The 22632-nt window shown below is 43.6% G+C and carries 22 protein-coding genes; 20 read left to right on the top strand and 2 right to left on the bottom strand.

Features of this window, described 5'->3' with window-relative positions; all coding sequences use genetic code 11:
• Positions 1 to 167: 167 nt before the first annotated feature.
• Entirely contained in the window at positions 168 to 1088 is a 921-nt protein-coding gene (locus ABUA31_RS12600; protein ID WP_022216262.1) for a tyrosine-type recombinase/integrase, read from the bottom strand.
• Positions 1089 to 1249: 161 nt separating this feature from the next.
• Between ABUA31_RS12600 and dinD the strand changes: the two genes are divergently transcribed.
• The 13 genes from dinD (at position 1250) to ABUA31_RS12535 (ending at position 14887) form a co-directional block, all read left to right on the top strand.
• Complete coding sequence (gene dinD / locus ABUA31_RS12595; protein ID WP_055273773.1) at positions 1250 to 2068, top strand: DNA damage-inducible protein D; 819 nt, start codon at positions 1250 to 1252, stop codon at positions 2066 to 2068.
• A gap of 148 nt (positions 2069 to 2216) precedes the next feature.
• Entirely contained in the window at positions 2217 to 3008 is a 792-nt protein-coding gene (locus ABUA31_RS12590; protein ID WP_055273771.1) for a metallophosphoesterase, read from the top strand.
• A 237-nt stretch (positions 3009 to 3245) separates the two neighbouring features.
• Positions 3246 to 3680 carry an Hsp20/alpha crystallin family protein gene (locus tag ABUA31_RS12585; RefSeq protein WP_022215836.1) on the top strand — a complete coding sequence of 145 codons (435 nt, stop codon included), beginning with the start codon at positions 3246 to 3248 and terminating at the stop codon, positions 3678 to 3680.
• Between the two features lie 161 nt (positions 3681 to 3841).
• The gene (locus tag ABUA31_RS12580; RefSeq protein ID WP_349818940.1) at positions 3842 to 4495 is read left to right on the top strand and encodes an HAD family hydrolase; all 654 of its coding nucleotides are present in this window, start codon (positions 3842 to 3844) and stop codon (positions 4493 to 4495) included.
• Positions 4496 to 4498: 3 nt separating this feature from the next.
• Complete coding sequence (pdxR, locus tag ABUA31_RS12575; RefSeq protein ID WP_349818939.1) at positions 4499 to 6058, top strand: MocR-like pyridoxine biosynthesis transcription factor PdxR; 1560 nt, start codon at positions 4499 to 4501, stop codon at positions 6056 to 6058.
• Positions 6059 to 6132: 74 nt separating this feature from the next.
• Positions 6133 to 6465 (top strand): cupin domain-containing protein, encoded by a 333-nt coding sequence (locus ABUA31_RS12570; protein WP_022215833.1) that lies wholly within the window; start codon positions 6133 to 6135, stop codon positions 6463 to 6465.
• Between the two features lie 129 nt (positions 6466 to 6594).
• Complete coding sequence (locus ABUA31_RS12565; RefSeq protein ID WP_349818941.1) at positions 6595 to 6720, top strand: helix-turn-helix domain-containing protein; 126 nt, start codon at positions 6595 to 6597, stop codon at positions 6718 to 6720.
• Between the two features lie 239 nt (positions 6721 to 6959).
• Entirely contained in the window at positions 6960 to 8693 is a 1734-nt protein-coding gene (locus ABUA31_RS12560) for a Na/Pi cotransporter family protein (RefSeq protein ID WP_208895997.1), read from the top strand.
• Positions 8690 to 9598 (top strand): substrate-binding domain-containing protein, encoded by a 909-nt coding sequence (locus ABUA31_RS12555; protein ID WP_055146540.1) that lies wholly within the window; start codon positions 8690 to 8692, stop codon positions 9596 to 9598. Before ABUA31_RS12560 ends, ABUA31_RS12555 begins: the two co-directional genes overlap by 4 nt.
• Positions 9599 to 9813: 215 nt before the next feature.
• Complete coding sequence (ppk1, locus tag ABUA31_RS12550) at positions 9814 to 11883, top strand: polyphosphate kinase 1 (protein WP_349818938.1); 2070 nt, start codon at positions 9814 to 9816, stop codon at positions 11881 to 11883.
• 197 nt (positions 11884 to 12080) lie between these two features.
• Positions 12081 to 12665 (top strand): anthranilate synthase component II, encoded by a 585-nt coding sequence (locus ABUA31_RS12545; protein ID WP_022216626.1) that lies wholly within the window; start codon positions 12081 to 12083, stop codon positions 12663 to 12665.
• Positions 12666 to 12675: 10 nt separating this feature from the next.
• On the top strand, positions 12676 to 14079 hold the full coding sequence (pabB, locus tag ABUA31_RS12540) for an aminodeoxychorismate synthase component I (protein WP_349818937.1): 1404 nt from the start codon (positions 12676 to 12678) through the stop codon (positions 14077 to 14079).
• Positions 14080 to 14113: 34 nt separating this feature from the next.
• On the top strand, positions 14114 to 14887 hold the full coding sequence (locus ABUA31_RS12535; RefSeq protein ID WP_022216628.1) for an aminotransferase class IV: 774 nt from the start codon (positions 14114 to 14116) through the stop codon (positions 14885 to 14887).
• Between the two features lie 14 nt (positions 14888 to 14901).
• Here the strand turns inward: ABUA31_RS12535 and tsaA are convergent, their stop codons facing one another.
• The gene (gene tsaA / locus ABUA31_RS12530; RefSeq protein WP_022216629.1) at positions 14902 to 15615 is read right to left on the bottom strand and encodes a tRNA (N6-threonylcarbamoyladenosine(37)-N6)-methyltransferase TrmO; all 714 of its coding nucleotides are present in this window, start codon (positions 15613 to 15615) and stop codon (positions 14902 to 14904) included.
• A 333-nt stretch (positions 15616 to 15948) separates the two neighbouring features.
• Here tsaA and ABUA31_RS12525 point away from each other — a divergent pair, with 333 nt between their 5' ends.
• The 7 genes from ABUA31_RS12525 to ABUA31_RS12495 all read left to right on the top strand — a co-directional run bounded on the left by ABUA31_RS12525 (position 15949) and on the right by ABUA31_RS12495 (position 22589).
• A complete protein-coding gene (locus tag ABUA31_RS12525) occupies positions 15949 to 16842 on the top strand; it encodes a substrate-binding domain-containing protein (protein WP_015533775.1) in 894 nt (297 codons plus the stop codon).
• A gap of 7 nt (positions 16843 to 16849) precedes the next feature.
• Positions 16850 to 17701 (top strand): phosphate ABC transporter permease subunit PstC, encoded by an 852-nt coding sequence (gene pstC, locus ABUA31_RS12520; protein WP_015533776.1) that lies wholly within the window; start codon positions 16850 to 16852, stop codon positions 17699 to 17701.
• Positions 17702 to 18706: a phosphate ABC transporter permease PstA gene (gene pstA / locus ABUA31_RS12515; protein WP_349093390.1), complete on the top strand. Its 1005-nt coding sequence runs from the start codon at positions 17702 to 17704 to the stop codon at positions 18704 to 18706.
• 175 nt (positions 18707 to 18881) lie between these two features.
• Positions 18882 to 19640 carry a phosphate ABC transporter ATP-binding protein PstB gene (pstB, locus tag ABUA31_RS12510; protein WP_015533778.1) on the top strand — a complete coding sequence of 253 codons (759 nt, stop codon included), beginning with the start codon at positions 18882 to 18884 and terminating at the stop codon, positions 19638 to 19640.
• A gap of 10 nt (positions 19641 to 19650) precedes the next feature.
• A complete protein-coding gene (gene phoU, locus ABUA31_RS12505; protein ID WP_055273752.1) occupies positions 19651 to 20295 on the top strand; it encodes a phosphate signaling complex protein PhoU in 645 nt (214 codons plus the stop codon).
• A 33-nt stretch (positions 20296 to 20328) separates the two neighbouring features.
• Positions 20329 to 20589, top strand: a complete 261-nt coding sequence (locus tag ABUA31_RS12500; protein ID WP_022216633.1) for a hypothetical protein — start codon at positions 20329 to 20331, stop codon at positions 20587 to 20589.
• A gap of 227 nt (positions 20590 to 20816) precedes the next feature.
• On the top strand, positions 20817 to 22589 hold the full coding sequence (locus ABUA31_RS12495) for a Na/Pi cotransporter family protein (RefSeq protein WP_055146525.1): 1773 nt from the start codon (positions 20817 to 20819) through the stop codon (positions 22587 to 22589).
• Positions 22590 to 22632 lie beyond the last annotated feature (43 nt).

Genomic DNA, 22632 nt, shown 5'->3' with positions numbered 1-22632 from the left:
CTTTATATTCTTCAAGTATCTCGCTCATTTGCATTCCTCCCATTTTCCCCTAAATGACTGATAATACTTGATTATCCGTATAAATACCACCGCTGCCGAGGTTGATTAAAGGCGCAAAATGAAAACAAAGCATATCCCTCGAAAGATAATATGCTTTGCTCACATAACTAAATATTAAAATTATTTCTCGGATGTTTAGTTGCCAGAATACTTCGCTGTTTAGCCAACGCAACGTGAGTATAAATCTCAGTGATGTTGATAGAGCTGTGCCCCAACATTTCTTGAATATAGCGGATGTCCACATCAGCTTCCAGCAGACTGGTTGCAAAAGTATGTCTGAACATATGTGGAGTTATGTGTAGATCGATTGCGGCAAGAGCGGTATATTTATTTATCATTCTGCGGACAGTCTGATCGGTCAGTGACCGACCGGATTGATTTGCAAAGAAGTGATTGCAATTCATTATCTCGGAATGAAAATCAACTTCATATTTGTTCAGTATACTTATGACAGACGGATTTCCTATCTGAAGTCGGCGCTCTTTATCACCCTTGCCATATATAAGGATGCTTCCATCGTACAGGTTGATATCGTTGACTTTCAGCGCACAGAGTTCAGAAATTCGCATGCCGGTTGCAAATAAAAGTTCAATAACGGCTGCGTCTCTCAGAGAATTCCTTCTTTGATAGATAGTTTTGGCACAATTAAGCTGTTCATAAATGGTGGACAAAATTGTTTCAACGGTGTGAAGTGGAATGGTCTTGGGTAATATTACGGGCTCTCGAAATTTGAGCTGCAGTTTATTGAACGGATTTCTATCCAGGATTTCCTTGTATTCAAGATAGTGAAAAAATGCTTTTGCAGATGCAATTTTACGTTTTACGGTCTTGGGCTTGTATTTATTATGAAGTTCACCGATGTAATCCTCCAATATACTGGTGGAAACGTCGGTGATGTCAGATGAGCAAAGATAGTCTGAGAATTGCTTTAGATCGATCTTATACGCTTTCAGAGTTTTTTCATCAAGGCATTTCTGTTTACCACAGTATTCCAAATAGTTTTTTATCAATGTTTGCATGTTGTCCATAGTTGATCTCCTTTGTATGTATTTGTCAGAATTATATGGTACAGGAAAAACGTAGGAAAGTAATTGAGACTGCTAAATATGGCGTAAATAATAAAAAATACGGGAATCAAGTAGTACTTAAGGTGTAACTATGATAAAATTATTATGGTAATTGTGAAGATATCAAACATGTTCGTGAAGATGGAAGTGAATATTGGAGTGCGAGAGAACTTGGCCCGGCACTTGATTATGTACAGTGGAGAAATTTTGAAAAGGTAATAAAAAGAGCGATGATTGCATGTGAGAATAGTGGACATAGGGTTTCTGACGATTTTGCTGAGGTCAGCAAAATCGTTGAAGCAGGAATTACGTCGAAACCAACAAGAGATTACGAATTATCCCGATATGCATGTTATTTGGTAGTACAGAATGGAGATCCACGTAAGGAAGTCATAGCTTTAGGTCAGACATATTTTGCAATACAGACATACAGACAGGAAGTCGCTGATCATTTTAATGAGTTGGATGAGGATAATAGGAGACTGGTGGTTCGGGGCGATATCAAGCAGTGGAATCAGATGTTGGCAGAGACTGCTCATAATGCTGGAGTAATAACAAATGAAGAATTTGCTTTTTTCCAAAATGCAGGTTATATGGGTCTGTATGGAGGACTTGATGTAGACGATATCCATTCAAGAAAACAGTTAGAAGTTGGGCAAAAAATACTTGACTATATGGGAAGTACGGAGTTGATCGCAAACTTGTTTCGTATATCTCAGACAGAAGAAAAGTTGAGGAAAGACAAAATACAAGGCGCTGATAAGGCAACATCAGTTCATTATAATGTTGGAAAAGAAGTGCGCACAGCCATAGAAAAGATTGGTGGCACGATGCCTGAAGATCTTCCAACGCCAGAAAAAAGTATTCAACAGATCGAGAAAGAACAAATGGAACGATTAAAGTTGAAGGCGAAGAAAGGAAAGCTAATGCTTGATGAATGAGCGCTGGACTATTTGGCGATATTGGAAAGCACAAGCATTATATGTCCTGACCAGACATTTACCCAGAATTTACTTTCAGATGGTGTTGACATTTACAGAAATAAGACTAGTATATGTTCGATATGAAGTATGATATGGGAGGACAGATATGGGCAGTTATGTAATATCGGACATTCACGGATGCTATGACGAGCTGATCCGGATGCTTGAGAAGATAAATTTAGAAGACAGTGACACTCTGATATGTGCCGGGGATTATGTGGATAAGGGGCCAAAGAACGCTGAGGTGCTGGAATGGATAATGAATGTTCCGCCAAATGTCATTCTGCTACGAGGCAATCATGATGAGGACTTTGCACAGAATATAGAGGCGATGAGGATCATCAGCTACAAAATGGATCTTGACAGGGATAGCCTGCAGGACACGAAAACTTTGTACCGGTCGATGAAGAAGCTTGCGAAAAAAGATTCCAGCGTAAAGTTTGACCGCTGTGAGACGGTATATGAGCTGATAGAATCCGGATATACTTTCTCGCGGTTATGTGCAGTGGCGGACCTGATAAAGAACATGCCGTATCTATATGAAACGAAAGTGTCTGGCAGAAAATGCATAGTAGTTCATGCCGGATACATCAGGAGACTTGATACGCCGGAACTTAAGACCAGGTACAGCTCAAGGGAAGAGTTCTATATGAACGCCAGGGGTGATGGATTTACAGATGGCGGCATCATGCACGGCATGGTAGTGGCGGGGCATACTCCAACGATCAAAGAGGAGGAGTTTGCATATAATGATGGATGGGTATTTCGAAGGTATGACGAGGAGCGGGACTTTTTGTTCTATGACATTGACTGTGGATGCTGGATGAGATATACAGGGAAAAAGAACGCAAGACTTGCATGTTTCAGGCTCGAGGATGAAAAGACGTTTTATGTGTGAGGTTGTGAAGTCCTGAATTAGTGGACTTCACAAATTTTTCACAAAATTTATTAGCACTCGGTGTTGACGAGTGCTAACAGAAGTGGTATAACATAATCAGTCAAAGGAAAGAGCTTCTAAATAGAAATTAACGATAAGCCTTGAAGCGATCCTTTGAAAAGAAAACGAAATTATTAACATGTATATACCTGATGCGATAAAGGCAGAGGGGATAGATATTGGAAGGAGAGATGACTTATGTTAATGCCTAGTATTATTGGAGATAGCTTTTTAGATGATTTCTTTGGATATCCTGAGAGGACTTATACAGCACCAAAGCAGACGCAGATGAATGGATTTATGCAGGCTGATGTAGCCGAGAGCGAGGATGCCTACACAGTTGAGATGAATCTTCCAGGAGTTAAGAAAGAGAATGTGAAGATTGAGCTCAAGGATGGATATCTGATCGTGAACGCTTCTACAAAGAGTGAGACCACAGAGGAAGATAAGAAGACAAAGTATATCCGCAAGGAGCGTTACAGTGGCTCAGGTAGCAGAACTTTCTATGTTGGCAAGGATCTGACTCAGGAAGATATCAAGGCCAAGTTTGAGGACGGAGTGCTTAAGCTCACAGTTCCAAAGATTGAGAAGAAACCGGAAGAGCCAAAGTCAAAGTATATAACAATTGAATAAATATACGATAGATGATTACTTTCATTTGTATATAAAAGTCCGGCACAGGAACCTCCCTCCTGTGCCGGATTTTTTGTGGCATCATTGTTGATTGACAACCTTAACTCACAGATTATAATGGGAATAAGCATAATTACAAACAAGACAAGGAGATGTATGACATGAGATACAAGGCAGCGATATTTGATATGGATGGAACAATACTCAATACTCTGGAGGACCTGACAGACAGTACAAACTATGCACTTGCTCATCATGGATTCCCTGAGAGAACTATAGATGAGGTTAGAAGATTTGTTGGGAATGGCATACGAAAGCTCATTGAGAGAGCTGTGCCGGCGGGAACTGATGTGGCAACGATAGATAAGGTGTTTGATACATTTGCTTCTTATTATAAAGAGCACAGTGCCATCAAGACCAGACCATATGACGGAATACATGATGCCATCGCAAAGCTCAGGGCAGCAGGTGTGAAGACTGCGGTCGTGTCCAACAAGGCGGATTTCGCAGTCCAGGATCTGTGTGTTGACTATTTCCCGGGAATGTTTGATTTTGCACTTGGCGAGAAGTCTGGCATAGCAAAGAAACCGGCACCTGACATGGTGGAGGAGTGCCTCAGAATGCTTGGTCTTGAGAAGAAGGATGTCGTGTATATAGGTGATTCTGACGTGGATCTTGCCACAGCAAGAAATTCTGGAACGGATGTCATCATGGTTGGCTGGGGATTCAGAGACGAGGAGTTCATCATGAGCCTTGGCGCACCGTTTGTCATACATGACACACAGAAGATCGTTGATATAGTATTGGGAGAGTAGTGGATGCTTACATATTCATTTGACGACAGAGGGATGGATTTCCTCTATGAGCATTTGTACAAAGAGATAAAAAATGACATATTGATAGGAAATCTTAAAGCCCATGAGAAGCTGCCATCAAAGAGGGCGCTTGCAGCTCATCTGAATGTGAGCGTCGTCACAGTGGAAAACGCATACAGTCAGCTCTTGGCTGAGGGATATATTTATTCCAAGCCGAAGAGCGGGTTCTATGTGTGTGACGTGAAGGCTGAGGATGCGGATGTTGTGGGAGTGCGCAATGCCTACTATGCCAGTGAATATAAGGGTGGTACAGAAGGTTCCGTAATGAAAGATAATGCAAGGCAGAACATGACCTCAGATGAATCGGACGTTGCATACATGCGCGGAATACGATCGGAAGACCATGTGACAGAGCATTCTCATGTGATCAGGGAACACGCAGAATCCCCTGGCCAGAACAGGTTCTTTGCCGACTTTGTGAACAATTCCACCCTCAGTGAGAACTTCCCATTTTCGACATGGACGAAGCTCATGAGGGAGACGATGATGGATGACCGGGAAAAGCTTATGAAGAGATCGCCGTCTGGTGGTATATTTGAACTCAGAAAGGCCATTGCGGATTATCTCTATCAGTTCAGGGGGATGTCTGTAAGCCCGAACCAGATCATAGTCGGCGCGGGAACGGAATATCTGTATGGTCTTATCATACAGCTTCTCGGCAGGGACAGCGTATACGGTGTGGAGAATCCGGGATATCAGAAGATACAGCACATATACGATGCATATCAAGTGAAATGCTGTTATATAGACATGGATGAGAGCGGTGTCAACATAGATTCGCTAGAGCGGTCCGGGGCTGATGTGGTGCATATATCACCGTCACACCATTTCCCTACGGGAACTGTCACTCCGGCGAGCAGGAGATATGAACTGCTGGGCTGGGCGGCAAAGCAGGAGGGCAGATATATCATAGAGGATGAATATGACAGTGAATTCCGTCTGGTGGGCAATCCGATCCCAGCACTTCAGAGTATAGATGCCTCAGATAAGGTCATATACATGAATACATTTTCAAAAAGTTTGTCATCAACCATACGAATAAGCTACATGGTATTGCCAATACCGCTCATGGTAAGGTATAATCATGTACTAAGCTTTTATGCGTGTACGGTGTCGAATTTTGATCAGTATACACTCACAAGGTTTATCCAGGAGGGGTATCTGGAAAAGCACATCAACAGGATGAGAAAGTTTTACAGGAACAGCAGGGACAGGATACTTGGTTGTATCAGGAGTCACAGGCTGTATCCACAGGTAACGATAAAGGAAGAGAATGCAGGTCTTCATTTCCTTATGGAGATCGACACGTCATACACGGACAGAGAGATGGTGGACAGAGCTGCCGCGGCAGGAATCAACATATCCAGCCTTAGCCAGTACTGCCACGGAAAAGAGCAGGAGGACAGCCACACGCTGGTTATCAATTATTCGGGTATAGAAGAAGATATAATAGAGGAAGCCTGTGACAGACTTCTTGAGAGTGTGGTGCGCTTGACGACATAGCACGCAGACGCCGCGCGGAGCGTATTATATGCGTTTGCAGGATTTTTTCGTATTTTTCGTAAGGAGGACAACAGATGAAGATATCATTCGATTCCCTTGAGGAGCAGAATATTCAGAACTTTAAGGGTGGCGAAGGCGTATTCAAGCCACGCATGCACGTAGGCAATTACAACAAGATCATGAGGGCAACACTTCCAGCCGGAAGTTCTATAGGGCTTCACACACATGACATCAACAGCGAGATCATATTTATCATCTCAGGAGTTGGAACCATGGAGTATGACGACACCATGGAGATACTCAATCCGGGCGACTGCCATTATTGCCCGCCGGGACACAGCCATAGTCTGAAGAACAACGGCGATGAGGATCTGGTGTTCTATGCTGTAGTGCCAGAGCACAATTAGAAGAGAATAATATAAGAAAATAAAAAAGAGGTTCTCCCAATCAATGTAACTGGAATACATCTGGAATTCCGGGTGCGCATCAGAACGTGGAGACCTCTTTTTTATTTGTTATCAAGTGATTAACTTGATATATATGCGTTAATTCATGTCACATCTAGAAAAGTTGCAGATAAATGTGGTGTTTCGCGTCAGGCTGTAGCAAAATGGGAGAAAGATATTAACTTTATAATACTATCACTGGATAGACTGTTTTAATGTAGTTTACATAAATTTTACGCGCTTGCATATTGAAAAACACGATATAAAATGCTAATATAATAGCAAGTTTATAATGATGAGGCTTAAAGCTAGTAGATACACATATGTGTGTCTGCTGGCTTTTCTTGCTTTTTACATAGATTTTACATTTCGTTTACTGCATGTGGATAGCGGCACTTTCCTTATGTGGATATGCTTGTTTAAGATGAGATTTACATAAGGAGGAAAGAAACACAGTGGACGAAAGAGTTAAGATAGTGTTTGGATTGCTGGGAGGACTTGCCATGTTCCTATATGGAATGAACAGCATGAGCGATGCACTCCAGAAGGCAGCAGGAGAAAAGATGAAGAGGATATTGGGATTCCTTACCAAGAATCCTTTGATGGGAGCTTTGGCGGGGGCACTTGTAACCGCAGTTCTCCAGAGCAGTTCGGCGACCACGGTCATGGTCATCGGATTTGTAAGTGCAGGACTCATGAGTCTGCCACAGGCTATATCAGTAATATTTGGAGCAAATATAGGAACGACCATGACGGCACAGCTTATGGCGTTCAAGATCAGTAATTACATATATCCGATCATATTCATAGGCTTCATTATGAACTTTGTGTTCAAGAAGGAAAAGATCAGAAATGTTGGTATGGTCATATTCTCATTTGGACTTCTCTTTGAAGGTATTGAGGTCATGGGTGGTGTTATGAAACCACTTGCCAGCAGTGCGATATTTGTGGATCTGATGGGCAAGGTGTCAGAGATACCGGTTCTCGGAGTTGTACTTGGTGCAGTCATGACCTTGGTTGTACAGAGTAGTTCGGCGACCATTGCGGTACTTCAGAACTTTGCGTCACAGCCTGGACCTGACGGAATACACAGTGTCATAGGTCTGGCAGGGGCGATACCTATCCTTTTTGGAGATAACATTGGAACAACCATCACAGCGCTTCTGGCATCCATAGGACAGTCCAAGAATGCCAAGAGAACAGCCATCGCGCACAGTACATTCAATATCACAGGAACCATACTTTTCATGTTCCTTATAAGACCGCTGGCTGCATTTGTGCAGTGGATATCACCGAAGGGCGATGAACTTGACATCATATCAAGACAGATAGCAAATGCGCATACCACGTTCAATGTGGCATGTACACTTATCTGGCTGCCTCTGATACCTGTTATGGTGAAGATAGTTAAGTTCATCATCAGGGGTGAGGACAAGAAAAATTCAGAGGGCTTTGTAGCCAAATACCTCGATGATAAAGCTATGTCACAGCCGGCGGCAGCTATCTACATGGCCGCAAAAGAAATATCAAGATTGTCTGTTCATGCGGGTAAGATGATAGGTGCTATGAAAAATGCTATAGAGAAGAGAAATATTACAGATATCCGTGACAAATATGTGGATGAGCATGACAAGGTCAAGGAGCTTCAGAATATAATAGTTGATTTCATCACAAAGCTGATATCAAGTGGTAACCTTACCGAGAAACAGGCAGAGCAGGCGGCAGGCCTCATGGTGGTCAGCAACAATATAGAGCGTATAGCAGACAGGTGCGATGAGGTGGATGGCCTGTATAAAAAGATCCTGGACAATGGACAACTGCTGTCGGATGCTGCGATAGCTGACCTGACAGCATGTATGGATATGACAGAGAAACTTTTCGGTGAGTCAATGAATGCAATAATTACTGGGGACAGCGAAACTCCTGATAAGGTTGCCGCAGACAAGAAGAAGATAAGAAAGCTCCAGAGACAGGCAGGTAAGGCTCATCTCGCAAGAGTCAAGAAAAACACATGTGTGAGAAGCCTGACAGCGGATTATTCAGCACTCCTTTACAGCATGGACCGTATGGCGGACAACTGCATATCCATTGCGGAAGAGGCAATCGACGATTTCACATTTGACAAACTTGATATAGAGAATATGGATAGCGACAGTGAAGTCATGGTGAAGGCAGGTGCTCAGGCATGACAAAATACAAATGTGAAAGAACGTATATTGACAGTAATATAGACAGGAGCTGCAAAAGGGACAGATACTGGAAAATGATTGGCAAATTTCTTGCAATGACTGCACTGGGTTCTCTGTTACTCACAGGATGTGGCGCCAAAGTGGACGTTCCGGATATGTCATCCATGGGTACGATAAATGTGGTTTCCAGAGAGGAAGGTTCCGGTACTAAGACGGAATTTGACAATCTTGTAGGTACCGATGCTACGGGAACAAACACTGTTGCAGATTCCACAGATAAGGTCATATCGGAAGTTGCTTCTGACAAAAATGCGATAGGTTATATAGCTTACAGTGCGGAAAATAACAGTGGTGTAAAGGCGCTGGATGTCGATGGTGTAGCTCCGGATGCGGCATCTATAGAGAAGGACAAATATCCTCTGTGCAGGGATTATATATTGGTGTATAACGGAGAGTTGTCAGCTGTGGCAAAGGATTTCATGGCTTATGTGAAGTCAGCGGGGCAGGCAGTGGTTGCGGACTACTGTGTTCCGGTAAAAAAGAGCGAGACATTCCTGTCAGACAAGTCTGGTGGTACGGTGGAGATACATGGTTCTACATCGGCAGCTCCGATCGTATCTAAGCTGGCAGAGGAATACATGAAGATCAATCCGGCAGCGAAGATCTTGGTCACAGAGTCGGATTCGACACAGGGACTCAATGATGCGCTTCAGGGCAGATGTGACCTTGGAATGTCATCCAGAAGCCTTCAGCCGTACGAGAGCGAGCTGCTCACATCATATGTATTTGGACGTGATGCGATTGCTGTGATCGTAAACAGTGAGAATACGCTATCTGACATATCGGTGGATATGCTGAAGAAGATATATGATAAGAAGTATACTGCCTGGAGCGATTTGAGATGATTACCACAATAAGGAACAGCAACTCACATGGGTGCATATAATGAGTCTGCTCCTATGATGAGAGGGATAGTCATATGGCTATCCGTCTTGTTGTGTATGTATAGAATAAATGTGTATGTATAGAATAAAACAGATAGAAAGAGGACAGGCAATTGGTAAACTGGCTGATCAGATTAATAAAAATAATAAAGAACAGAAAAGGAGAATATGAAGAGATGGCACAGGAGACAAATATAAGTACAATAAAGGGCGTATACGTCAACAGAGAGATTTCATGGCTCAAGTTTAATGAGCGTGTGCTGGAGGAGGCACAGAATGAGAATTCACCGCTTTGCGAGAAATTGTCATTTCTGGCAATATATCAGTCAAATCTTGATGAATTCTTCATGGTGAGAGTTGGGTCTCTGGAGGATCAGAAACTTTTGACCGGAGATCAGAGGGAGAATAAGACAAAGCTCAGCCCACAGGAACAGATTGATGCGATCCTTGAGAATGTCACAAAGCTCAATGCGATCAAAGACAACATATATGAGAATCTCATGAAAGATGTTGAGCCGGAGGGCTTTAGACTGGTACGATATGCAGACCTGTCAAAGGCTGACGCAAAGTATCTTGACAGTTATTTTGCGCAGGAGATACTTCCGCTGCTATCAGTGATGATCGTTGGAAGAAAACAGCCATTCCCATTCCTCAAGAACAGAGAGATATATGCCCTTGCCATACTTGAGAGAAAGGGCAAGAAGAAACTCGGTATCATACCTTGCGAGAGCGGAATGCTTCCAAGACTTGTCGCACTTCCGGGTGTGCCGGGAACCTATATACTTTTGGAGGAGCTTATCCTTCACTATGCTCCAGGGCTTTTCAAGGGCTACAAGGTTCAGGAGAAGACCCTCATGAGGATCACCAGAAATGCCGATATCGACGTGAGCAAGGTGTATGATGAAGACCTCAACTATAGAGATCAGATGGAGCAGGTTGTTAAGCTTAGAAAGAAACTTGCTCCGGTCAGAATAGAATTTACAAGAGATATATCACAGAAGATGGTGGGCGAGGTGTGTGATTACTGTGAGCTTGACGAAAAACATGTATTTTATTCAAAATCTCCGCTGGATCTGTCATTTGTATTCCAGATACAGGATAAGCTCAGGGACAGACAGGAGCTGTTCTTTGAGAAGAGAGTGTCACAGCAGTCACCGGATCTTGATGTGATGAAGCCACTTATACCTCAGATACTTGAGAAGGATGTGCTTCTCTCATATCCGTATGAGAGCATCAGACCGTTCCTGAATCTCCTTCAGGAGGCAGCAAGAGATCCAAAGGTAAATGCAATCAGGATGACACTTTACCGTCTGGCAAAGAACTCCAAGGTGGTGGAGGCTCTTGTTGAAGCTGCTGAGAACGGTAAGCAGGTTGAGGTACTTGTGGAACTCAAGGCAAGATTTGATGAGGAAAATAACATAGAGTGGAGCCGTACCCTCGAGGACGCGGGCTGTCATGTTGTGTATGGTGTGGATGGTCTCAAGGTACACTCAAAGCTTTGTCTTATAACCAGAAAGGATGGAGGCAGGATCCAATACATAACACAGATAGGAACGGGCAATTACAATGAGAAGACATCGAGACTCTACACAGATCTGTCACTTATGACTGCAAATGAGGATATTGGTAAGGATGCCATGAAAGTGTTCCAGTCAATCCTCATCGGCAATACAGTCAGCCATGCTGATCACCTGCTTGTGGCTCCTGAATGCCTGCAGGCTCCGGTCATCAAGATGATAGATGATGAGATAGCCATAGCAAAGAATGGTCAGCCTGCGTATATCGGTGTAAAGATCAATTCTCTCACTGACAAAAAGATCATCGACAAACTGGTTGAGGCATCAAAGGCGGGAGTGAAAGTTGAACTTATAGTCAGAGGAATATGCTGTCTACTGGCAGGGATTCCTGGTGAGACGGAGAATATACAGATAAGAAGTATTGTTGGACGTTTCCTTGAGCACTCAAGAATATACATCTTCGGAACACCTGACAGAGACAAGATATATATAGCTTCGGCGGATTTTATGACGCGTAACACCCTCCGCCGTGTGGAGGTTGCTACACCTATATATGATGATAAGATTAAGCAGCGTATCAGGGACATGTTTGGACTTATGATGAAGGATAACATGCAGGCACGCATACAGCAGCCTGACGGCACCTACTTGAAACAGAACCGCGATGTTGAGGAGATAAACTCACAGGAACAGCAGTATGCAGATGCCTATGAGAGGGCACGTCAGTAGGCGCATTGCATAGTGAGACTGCGCAAAAGTAGCAAAGGCATTTGCTTTCTGAGGACAGATATGATAGAATCTGTAAAAATCAAAGATAAAAATAACGTGCAGATTACGGACCGAAAAGGATAACGACTGTGCATGCTTTGGCATGCCGGCTGTTATCCTTTTTGTGTTTTATAGTGATTGCGGATAAGGAGAAGTGCATGTATCTGATGATAGACAATTTTGATTCATTTGTGTATAACCTGAAGGCGTATTTCGAAGAGATGGGAAGATGTGTGACCGTAAAAAGGTGCGATCGGATATCTCTGCATGATGTGGAAGATCTGGAGCCGGAGGGCATAATACTTTCACCGGGACCTGGGCGGCCATGGGAGGCAAAAATGTGTGTGGATGTTGTGAACATGTATAAGGGAAAGATTCCGATACTTGGAGTCTGCCTTGGACATCAGATACTTGGGTATTGTGCGGGCGCCATTGTTGAAAAAGGAAAGATGCCAATGCATGGAAAGGTGACAGAGATACATACCTGTGGAACAGGTCTGTTCGCGCGGCTGCCGGAAAGCTTTCATGTCACAAGGTACCACTCTTTGGTAATAAATGGCAGCAGTCTGCCGGATGATTACCGGGTGGATGCGATATCCGAGGATGGTGCAGTTATGGGGATATCACACAGAAGGCTGCCGTTGTACGGGGTGCAGTTTCACCCGGAAGCGGTACTTACGGAGTATGGTCATGATATATTGTATAATTTTTGTATAGCGGCGGAGAAATTTAATTGCAGATAAGGAGTCATATATGAGCAGTATGAGGCGAGTGCTAAAAAAACTTGACAGATATGTGTGTGCAGCTGATGTTTTTGGAATATATGAGGATGAGACAGGAATAGCATTTCTTGACTCATCCCTTGTGAATAATCTGGGACACTATTCGATCATCGGGAGATGCCCGTATCTCAGGCTTGTTAAGAATGGGGATGCATTTGAGGTTAATGGAGATTCTGAAAAGAATATAACATTTGAAGAATATATGAGACAGTATCTTGTACAGCATATGGATAAGAGCCCGGAGGATTTGCCAATCGTATCAGGAGCGATAGGGTATGTATCCTACGATTATGGAATGGATAGGATGGGGCTTGATTCCATCAATGAAGACCTTGTGTCTGTTCCAGAGGCAGTCATGACATTCTATGATTGTTTTGTTGTTGAAGATTGCCTAAAAAAAGAGACATATCTTGTGGCAAATGGGATGACAGGTGATGCACAGTCAAATATTGATGTAATGGAGAATGATATAGAGAAGTATTGCGGCAGGGATGATCGGGAAAATGGGAATATAATTGACAGGATGAGTGAAGATGTACAAAAGAGGAAGAAGTATAACTTGAATGTGTACGAAGAATGCAGCAGAGAAGAGTATGAGGACTCTATAAGAAGGCTGAAGGATTATATAACCGAGGGGGATGTATATGTTGCAAATTTGACAAGACACATGGTTATCGACAGCGATAAAAAGCCTCTGGACGTGTTCCGCGATCTGCGAGTTAGCAATCCGTCGCCATTTGGTGGATATCTTGATCTGGGAGATTATCAGATAGTGAGCGCATCTCCTGAAAGGTTCATGCAGATAAAGGATCGCCGTGTGTACACCCGGCCGATAAAGGGAACGAGGAGACGAGGAGAGACTGACAGGGAGGATGAGGTGCTCAGGGGTGAGCTTAAGAAATCACAGAAGGAAAAGAGTGAACTTCTGATGATTGTAGATCTTGAGAGGAATGACCTGAATCGTGTGTGCAGACCAGGAAGCGTAAAAGTGACTGAACTGTTTTCGATAGAAGAATATGCAACAGTTTTTCATCAGGTGGCAAATGTTGAAGGCATGCTGCAGGATGGTGAAGATGTGATGTCTCTTCTTACTGCGGCATTTCCGGGTGGTTCTGTTACGGGGGCGCCGAAACGCAGGGCTATGGAGATTACAGATGAACTTGAATGCGGGAAGAGAAATATTTACACCGGCTCTATTGGTTATATTACATTGGATGGAAAATGTGATTTTAATATAGTGATAAGAACTGTATTGTACAGAAATGGCAGGTATTATCTTGGCGTTGGAGGCGGTATTACTGCCGATTCAGATCCTGGTGCAGAGTATGAAGAGACACGGGATAAGGCAAAAGCAATACTCAGTGCATTGCAGTAGCATTTGAAAATGATGAAAATGGGAGAAATGTAAAATGAATGTAAAAATGGATGATTGCTTTCAATTTGGTCTTGGAGCATTTGAAACTATAAGTGTGGTTGACGGCAGGCCGATATTTCTTGACAGGCATCTGAGACGCCTGGAAGATGCTGCAAGATTTCTGGATCTTGGCATGCCAGCAGAACGGGGCATAGACAGGATAGCTGTGCTGGAATATCTGAGAAAGTGGATGAGTGAGCATGATTACAGAGATCAATCAGGTCATATGAGGAGATGTGCGTTAAAGATCATGTTGACTCAGAAAAATGTGGTTTTTTCAATGAGAGATAATCCATACACCACGGATATATACGAACGGGGGGTTGCAATGGACATAAGTAATGTTAGAAGAAATGAGACGTCGCCGTTCGTATATCATAAAACCATGAATTACGGAGACTGCATTCTTGAAAAAAGGAGGTCTAGGAAAGCTGGAATGGATGAACGGATCTTCCTGAATACAAAGGGACAGATATGCGAGGGTACGGTGAGCAATATATTTTTTGTGAGAGATGGCAGGATATACACACCCGCGATAGACTCAGGTCTTCTGCCTGGAACAGTAAGGGGGTATATCTGTGAATCAGAGGCGGTCACGCAGACAGTGATATTCCCTGATGAACTGTCATCATATCAGGAATGCTTTGTGACCAATTCCTTGATGGGGGTCATGCCGGTGAAACTACTGGGAAATATCAGCTTTGAGGAGAGGAGTGTCACTGCCAGGATGATGAGAAAATATCATGATTTTTCAGCTTCATGCCGGTAAAATGCCTTTTTGTATCATTGTGGTCCGGGCTCAGCCACTTCGCATATGGTAAGAGTGTCACCAGATATGGTAAACCTTATATCGTATCCGCCGTACAGCATTCCATAGCGTCTATTCGGTTCATCCTGATAGCCCGGTCTTGGATCCTGCGCAAGTATCTCTTTCAGGGCCTCGATCTGTGTACTTGAAAATATCGTTTCAAGTTTGGCAGTGATATCGTCAGAGGAACATACAGACAGCTCCGGAATATCAAGGGAGTCTGTCCAGCCCCCGGTCGCCTCCGGATGGCTGTCGGTGTATGGCAGATAAGGCTTGATGTCGTACACCGGTGTTCCGTCCAGTATATCGGCACCCGACACCACAAGTCCGTGTACACAGCCGTTTTCTTCATTATATATAATATCCAGAAGCCTCACCGATGACAGACCGATGTTGTTCGGCCTGAATGGTGATCTGGTGGCAAAAACCCCCATCCGCTGGTTACCGCCCAGCTTTGGGGGTTTTACTGTTGCGGTAAAACCGTTCTTGTGAGCCCTGGAGAAGTCCCACAGCAGCCATATGTGGGAGAATTCGTCAAGTCCTCTGAACGCCTCTGCCTGATTGTATGGTGGAAGCATCTCTATAAAAGCGGCGGCGCAGCCTGTCAGACCGCTCTGCCTTGGAATCCCAAACTTCTCTTTGTAGTCGCATCTCACATATCCTATTACTTCTAAACTGGTATTTGTCATGTATATTTATCCCGCTTTCTGGTTGCAATTTATAAGTTATGGCAGATTATTTGCTGTACATTCAGCATGCATTGATTAACACCGACTTTACATTCAATTTACATTGCGTTGGTTATGTATTTTACTTATGCCATTTATTATAGTTCAAAGAAAAGAACGAAAGGCGCGCGAGTTCTTTTCCGGGACATAAGCAAAGAATGATATGTCCCAATAATACAATATTTGTAAAGACCGGTTCAAGAGATAACCGGCACATGTAGCAAGTTTTTGAAGAAAACTTGTTATGCATTACAAGCCATAAAAGAATATGGACAAAGTAAGGAGAAAAAGAAAATGGTTAAATTAAAGAAAGTATTAGCAGTTACACTTGGAGCAGCACTTATGGTAGGAAGTCTTGCAGGCTGTGGAAATAATTCATCAAAGAGCGCAGATGGCGGATTCGATGCAGCACAGGATATATCAGTAGTATCAAGAGAGGAAGGCTCAGGAACAAGAGGAGCATTCGTAGAGCTCACAGGAGTTGAGGAGAAGGATGCAGATGGCAATAAGGTCGACAACACAACAACAAATGCCATCACATGCAACAGCACAGAGGTCGTACTCACAACAGTAGCAGGAGATGATTATGCAATCGGTTACATATCTCTCGGAGCACTCAACGATACAGTAAAGGCACTCAAGATCGGTGGAGTTGAGGCAAGTGAGGAGAACATCAACAATGGTTCATACACACTTTCAAGACCTTTCAACATCGTTACAAAGGATGGCATCAGCGATGTTGCACAGGATTTCATCAACTACATCATGAGCGAGGATGGACAGAAGATCATCTCAGCAAATAAGTACATCGAGGTTGCAAACAGCGGAGCATTTACTTCAACAAATCCAAAGGGCAAGATTGTTGTTGCAGGATCATCTTCAGTAACACCTGTTATGGAAAAACTTATCGAGGCATACAAGGCAATCAACACAAACGCTGACATCGAGCTTCAGGAGAGCGATTCAACAACAGGTATCACATCAACATCAGATGGAACATGCGACATAGGTATGGCATCACGTGAACTCAAGGATACAGAGACAGCACTTGGTCTCAAGGCAACAGTAATAGCAATGGACGGAATTGCAGTTATAGTAAATAACAACAACCCTGCTGAGGACTACACAGTAGATCAGGTCAAGGACATATTCACAGGTTCAGCAGCAAAGTGGGAGGACGTAAAGTAATCAGCTTATGCATAAACTTAAAGAAACAATTATGCATGTAGTATTCCTGATAGCGGCACTGGTATCCATCGCAGCAGTAGCACTCATATGTGTGTTCCTGTTTGTGAATGGAATACCGGCCATTAAAGAGATAGGCTTCGGGGATTTCACCCTTGGTGAGGTCTGGAAGCCTACAAATGGGTACTACGGCATTCTTCCTTTCATATTAGGAAGTATATATGTGACAGCCGGAGCACTGATAATTGGAGTTCCGATAGGACTTCTGACAGCGATATATCTGGCAAAGTTTTGTCCCGACAGATTATATAAAGTTATAAAGCCATTTATCAATCTGATGGCCGGAATACCTTCGGTAGTATATGGATTCTTTGGAATGTGTGTGCTTGTACCGATGGTGAGAAGCATATTTGGAGTAAATGGAAATACGATGCTCACGGCATCAGTACTTCTTGGAATGATGATACTTCCAACTATCATCAGTGTATCAGAGACCTCAATAAGAGCGGTACCTGACAAATATTATCAGGGAGCCCTGGCACTTGGAGCAACACATGAGCGAAGCGTGTTCAAGACTGTTGTCCCTGCAGCAAAGTCAGGAGTTATGGCAGCGATTATCCTTGGTGTTGGCCGTGCAGTTGGAGAGACTATGGCGGTCATCATGGTTGCTGGAAATCAGGTCCATATGCCTGACGGAATACTGAGAGGTGTCAGAACACTCACCACAAATATAGTAATGGAGATGGGATATGCGACGGACCTGCACAGACAGGCTCTGATAGCGACGGGCGTTGTACTGTTCGTATTCATACTCATTATCAACCTCCTGTTCTCCATCATAAAGAGAAAGACGGTGGCATAGATGACAGAGAGAGTAGAAGGAATAAAGACAGTTGTCGCATGTGGCGATGACAGAACAAAAAATACAATAATCAGCACGAAAAAGACGGCACCTGAGGACGATCCTTCATCCATAGTTGATGTGAACAGCATAGAGGCAATAAACAAGAGCACATGGTCTGAGAAATGGGCTGAGTACAGAAAGAGACCGGGATCATTCATAATGTTTATCTTTGTACATCTGGCGACACTCATAACTGTGCTCTCCATAGGATTTCTGTTGGTGTATGTACTGGTAAAGGGAATCCCAAATCTTAATGCGGACATATTCAGCTGGGAATATACATCGGACAACTGTTCGCTGGTACCGGCACTTATAAATACGGTTTACATGACGTTGCTGTCCCTCCTGATAGCAGGTCCGATAGGAATATTTGCAGCGATATATCTTGTCGAATATGCAAAGACTGGCAATAAGCTGGTGGGGGTAGTGAGGATCACAGCGGAGACACTTACAGGAATACCTTCGATCGTATACGGACTATTTGGAATGCTGTTTTTCACAAATGCGTGTGGACTTAGATTATCACTCATATCAGGTGCGTTAACCCTGGCGATAATGGTTCTTCCGGTCATAATGAGAACCACAGAGGAGGCACTTATGGCAGTGCCTAAGTCTTATAGAGAAGGAAGTTTTGGACTGGGAGCCGGAAAGCTCAGAACAGTATTCAAAGTAGTGCTTCCAAGTGCCGTTCCTGGAATACTGTCAGGAATCATACTTGCGACAGGACGTATCGTGGGCGAAACGGCAGCACTCATATACACAGCAGGATCGGTTGCAAAGATGGCGACAAAGCTTACCGATTCAACAAGAACTCTGGCGGTTCATATGTACCTTCTGTCAAAAGAAGGACTTCACACGGATCAGGGTTATGCAACAGCGGTTGTACTTCTGGTGCTTGTGGTGCTTATCAACTTTGCGTCAGACAAGATTGCAGGAAAGGTTGCCGCAGATAAGGCCAATTAACACGTGTTGGGGCTTTGGAATCAGAGTCTTGGCAGGTGCTTACAATATCCGGCAGAAGCGATTGAGCTTCTGCAATTAGAAAAGAAAATATTAAGGTGCGATGTGAAAGAAAGACATCATAACAATACAAATGATGTAACGATTCGCATTTGATGTTAAGAATGGAGAAAAATAGATGAATAATAACGTTAAGTTCAGCGTTAAAAATCTTAACCTCTATTATGGAAAGTTCCATGCCCTTAAGGGTATTGATATGGATATTCCGTCAAATGAGGTTACAGCATTTATTGGACCATCAGGTTGTGGAAAGTCAACATTTCTCAAGTCACTCAACAGAATGAATGATCTGGTAGAGGGCTGTAAGATAACAGGTGATGTGAGGCTTGATGGAGAGGACATATACAGCGGAATGGATATTAACCTTTTGAGAAAAAGAGTTGGAATGGTATTCCAGCAGCCAAATCCATTTCCGATGAGCGTGTATGACAATATAGCATATGGCCCAAGAACCCATGGAATAAGAAACCGTGCAAAGCTTGATGAGATAGTTGAGAGATCTCTCAGACAGGCAGCCATATGGGATGAGCTCAAGGACAGACTGAAGAAATCAGCCCTGGGTCTTTCTGGTGGTCAGCAGCAGAGGCTCTGTATAGCCAGAGCACTGGCAGTGGAGCCTGAGGTACTTCTCATGGATGAGCCTACATCGGCCCTTGATCCTATATCGACATCCAAGATAGAGGACCTGGTACTTGAACTGAAGGACAATTACACCATTATCATGGTTACGCATAACATGCAGCAGGCAACCAGAGTTGCGGACAACACAGCGTTCTTCCTTCTCGGAGAGGTTGTTGAGTACGCAGAGACAGAAAAGATGTTCAGCAAGCCGGCTGATAAGCGTACAGAGGATTACATCACCGGTAGATTTGGTTAGGAGGGACATGATGAGAGACAAATATGAGATGCAGCTTAGAAAGCTTCACGCAGAGATGATAGAGATGGGAACTATGATCGAGCAGGCAATCGAGACAGCGATCAAGGCTCTCGTGGCCCAGGACACAGAGCTCGCAAAGAAGGCGATCGAGGCGGATGATGCCATTGACCATCAGGAGAGAGAGATTGAGAATCTGTGCCTCAAGCTGTTCCTTACCCAGCAGCCGGTTGCCGGGGATATGAGAAATATATCCGCAGCACTCAAGATGATAACGGATATGGAGAGGATCGGAGATCACGCCTCAGATATATCAGAACTCACACTGCGCATGGCTGGCACACCATATATAAAGAAGCTTGAGCACATACAGCAGATGGCAAAAGAGACGATCGTCATGCTGGTATCAAGCATAGAGGCATATGTCAACGCAGATGAGAAAAAGGCAAAGAGTGTAATAGAGCATGACGATGTCGTCGATGATCTTTTTGACAAGGTCAAGAATGAACTCATCACAATGATACATGAGAATCCGGATGATGGAGAGCAGGCTTGTGACCTTCTTATGGTTGCCAAGTATCTTGAGAGGATTGGCGATCACGCAACGAATATATCAGAGTGGGTCCACTTCTCAATAACAGGAGAACATGTAGACTGATGATTGAGTCATGGACGAAAAGAGGTGATTTCTATGAAGTGGGTATGTACGAAGATAAATGAACTGTCACACATAACAGGTATAGGCAATATGAAACTTTTCATAACAGTCAGCATGGTGGTGTGCGGACTTGCGGGATGTGCTGCAGCATTGCTGCTCCACATGATCCCTGTGCTGGGAGATGTATCATTAGCAAAGCTGATGTTCATATGTGGCGGCTATGGCATGTTCCTGGTAGGAATGCTTGGAAGTGCGGTGTATCTGCTCATAAATGAGCCTCTGGGAAGCAAATAAACAGATGAAAACAGAAAAAAGGTCTATGTGATACCACAAAACTGTGCCAAATATTTTGCAGGATTTTACATAGATTTTAAATTTACACAGATTTTACATACACATATCTCACATTTTACATATCCCTTTTACAATAGACTCTGATAAAACAGACGCTGTAAAAGGGATATTGTGTATACAAGTCCTTATACAGAAGTAATTGGAAATGTAATAAGGAGACAAAAAATATGGATATTTTCAATGTGTTATCCCTTCTGGGCGGACTTGCAATGTTCCTGTATGGAATGAACGTGATGGGAGATGGCCTTGCCAAGACGGCTGGCGGTAAGCTGGAGAAGATACTGGAAAAACTCACATCCACACCTATAAAGGGTGTTCTGCTGGGCGCCGCGGTGACAGGAGTGATCCAGTCATCATCGGCGACCACAGTTATGGTGGTTGGACTTGTAAACTCAGGCATCATGAAGCTGAGACAGGCAGTGGGTATCATCATGGGTGCAAATATAGGAACAACAGTAACATCATGGATACTCAGCCTTACAGGAATACAGAGTGACAATATATTTATTAATATGTTGAAACCCTCATCCTTTTCACCTATACTCGCAGTAATAGGAATAATATTCCTCATGTTCACCAAGTCTGAGAAGAAGCACGATATAGGTGGAATCCTTCTTGGATTTACAGTGCTCATGTTTGGTATGGAGATGATGAGCGGTGCGGTTGCTCCGCTTAAGGATGTACCGGAATTTACGAATATACTCACCATGTTCTCCAATCCATTCCTTGGAATGCTTGTGGGAATGTTGATAACAGCTATCATACAGAGTTCTTCGGCGTCTGTAGGTATACTCCAGGCGCTGTGTGCAACCGGGGCTGTGTCATTTGGGACGGCGATCCCAATCATCATGGGTCAGAACATAGGAACCTGTGTAACGGCACTGATATCATGTATAGGAACCAAGAAGAATGCCAAGAGAGCTGCGTTTGTGCATCTGTACTTCAACATCATAGGAACAGTCGTGTTCATGGTGGTGTTCTACACGGTCAATTCATTTGTACACTTCCAGTTCCTGAATGATTCAGCGAATGCAGCTGGTATAGCTGTTGTACACAGTGTGTTCAACGTTGCAGCGACACTTCTTCTGCTTCCGTTCTCAGGCGGACTTGAGAAGCTTGCAACGCTCACTGTCAGAGATAAGGATGAGGTGGAGAAAAATACTCCTGCAGAGCTGGAGATGCTCAAGCGTCTGGATGCCAGATTCCTTGAGAAACCAGCATTTGCTGTTGGACACTGTATAGAGGTCGTAAAATACATGGCTCAGCTTTCAAAGAACAGTGTTGATATGGCACTGTCACTGGTTGATAATTATGATGAAGCGGTCAGGGATAAGGTTGAGGATCTTGAGGGCATCATAGATACCTATGAGGATGAGGTCGGTTCTTATATGGTAAAGCTCAGCAGCAAGGAGCTCTCCCATGAGGATAGCCAGAAGGTATCGATCGGACTTCATGTCATAGGTGATCTTGAGAGAATGTCGGATCACGCCATAACCATAGCGGATATATGCAGGAAGATGAATGAGGCGGGCGCGTCCTTCTCAGAAAAGGCAAAGTCAGAGCTGGGTGTATACAAGGATGCAGTTCAGAACATAGTCAGCATGACTGTGGAGGCTTACGACAAAGAAGACCTTCAGGAGGCATCCCATGTGGAGCCGCTTGAGGAAGCCATCAATGAGCTCAACAGCGCGGTTAAGAAGCAGCATATCAAGAGACTTCAGAAGGGGAAATGTACCATTGAGCTCGGAATATCACTGGAGAATCTTATCAACAACTATGAGAGAGTTGCAGATCACTGTTCCAACGTGGCGGTGGCAATGCTTCAGTTAAAATCAGATAACTTTGATACACATGAATATCTGGATAACATGAAGAAGGATTCCAACATAGATTTCCAGAGCATGTACACATATTACAGAGAGATGTACAAGCTGAAGTGATATCTGGCACGTATAAATAAAAAAATAATGATAAAAATAAAAT

The organism is Coprococcus sp. RTP31081st1_H1_RTP31081_211007 (genome assembly GCF_040227275.1).
Lineage (GTDB): Bacteria > Bacillota > Clostridia > Lachnospirales > Lachnospiraceae > Coprococcus > Coprococcus aceti.
This window is presented reverse-complemented; position numbering and strand designations above follow the sequence as displayed.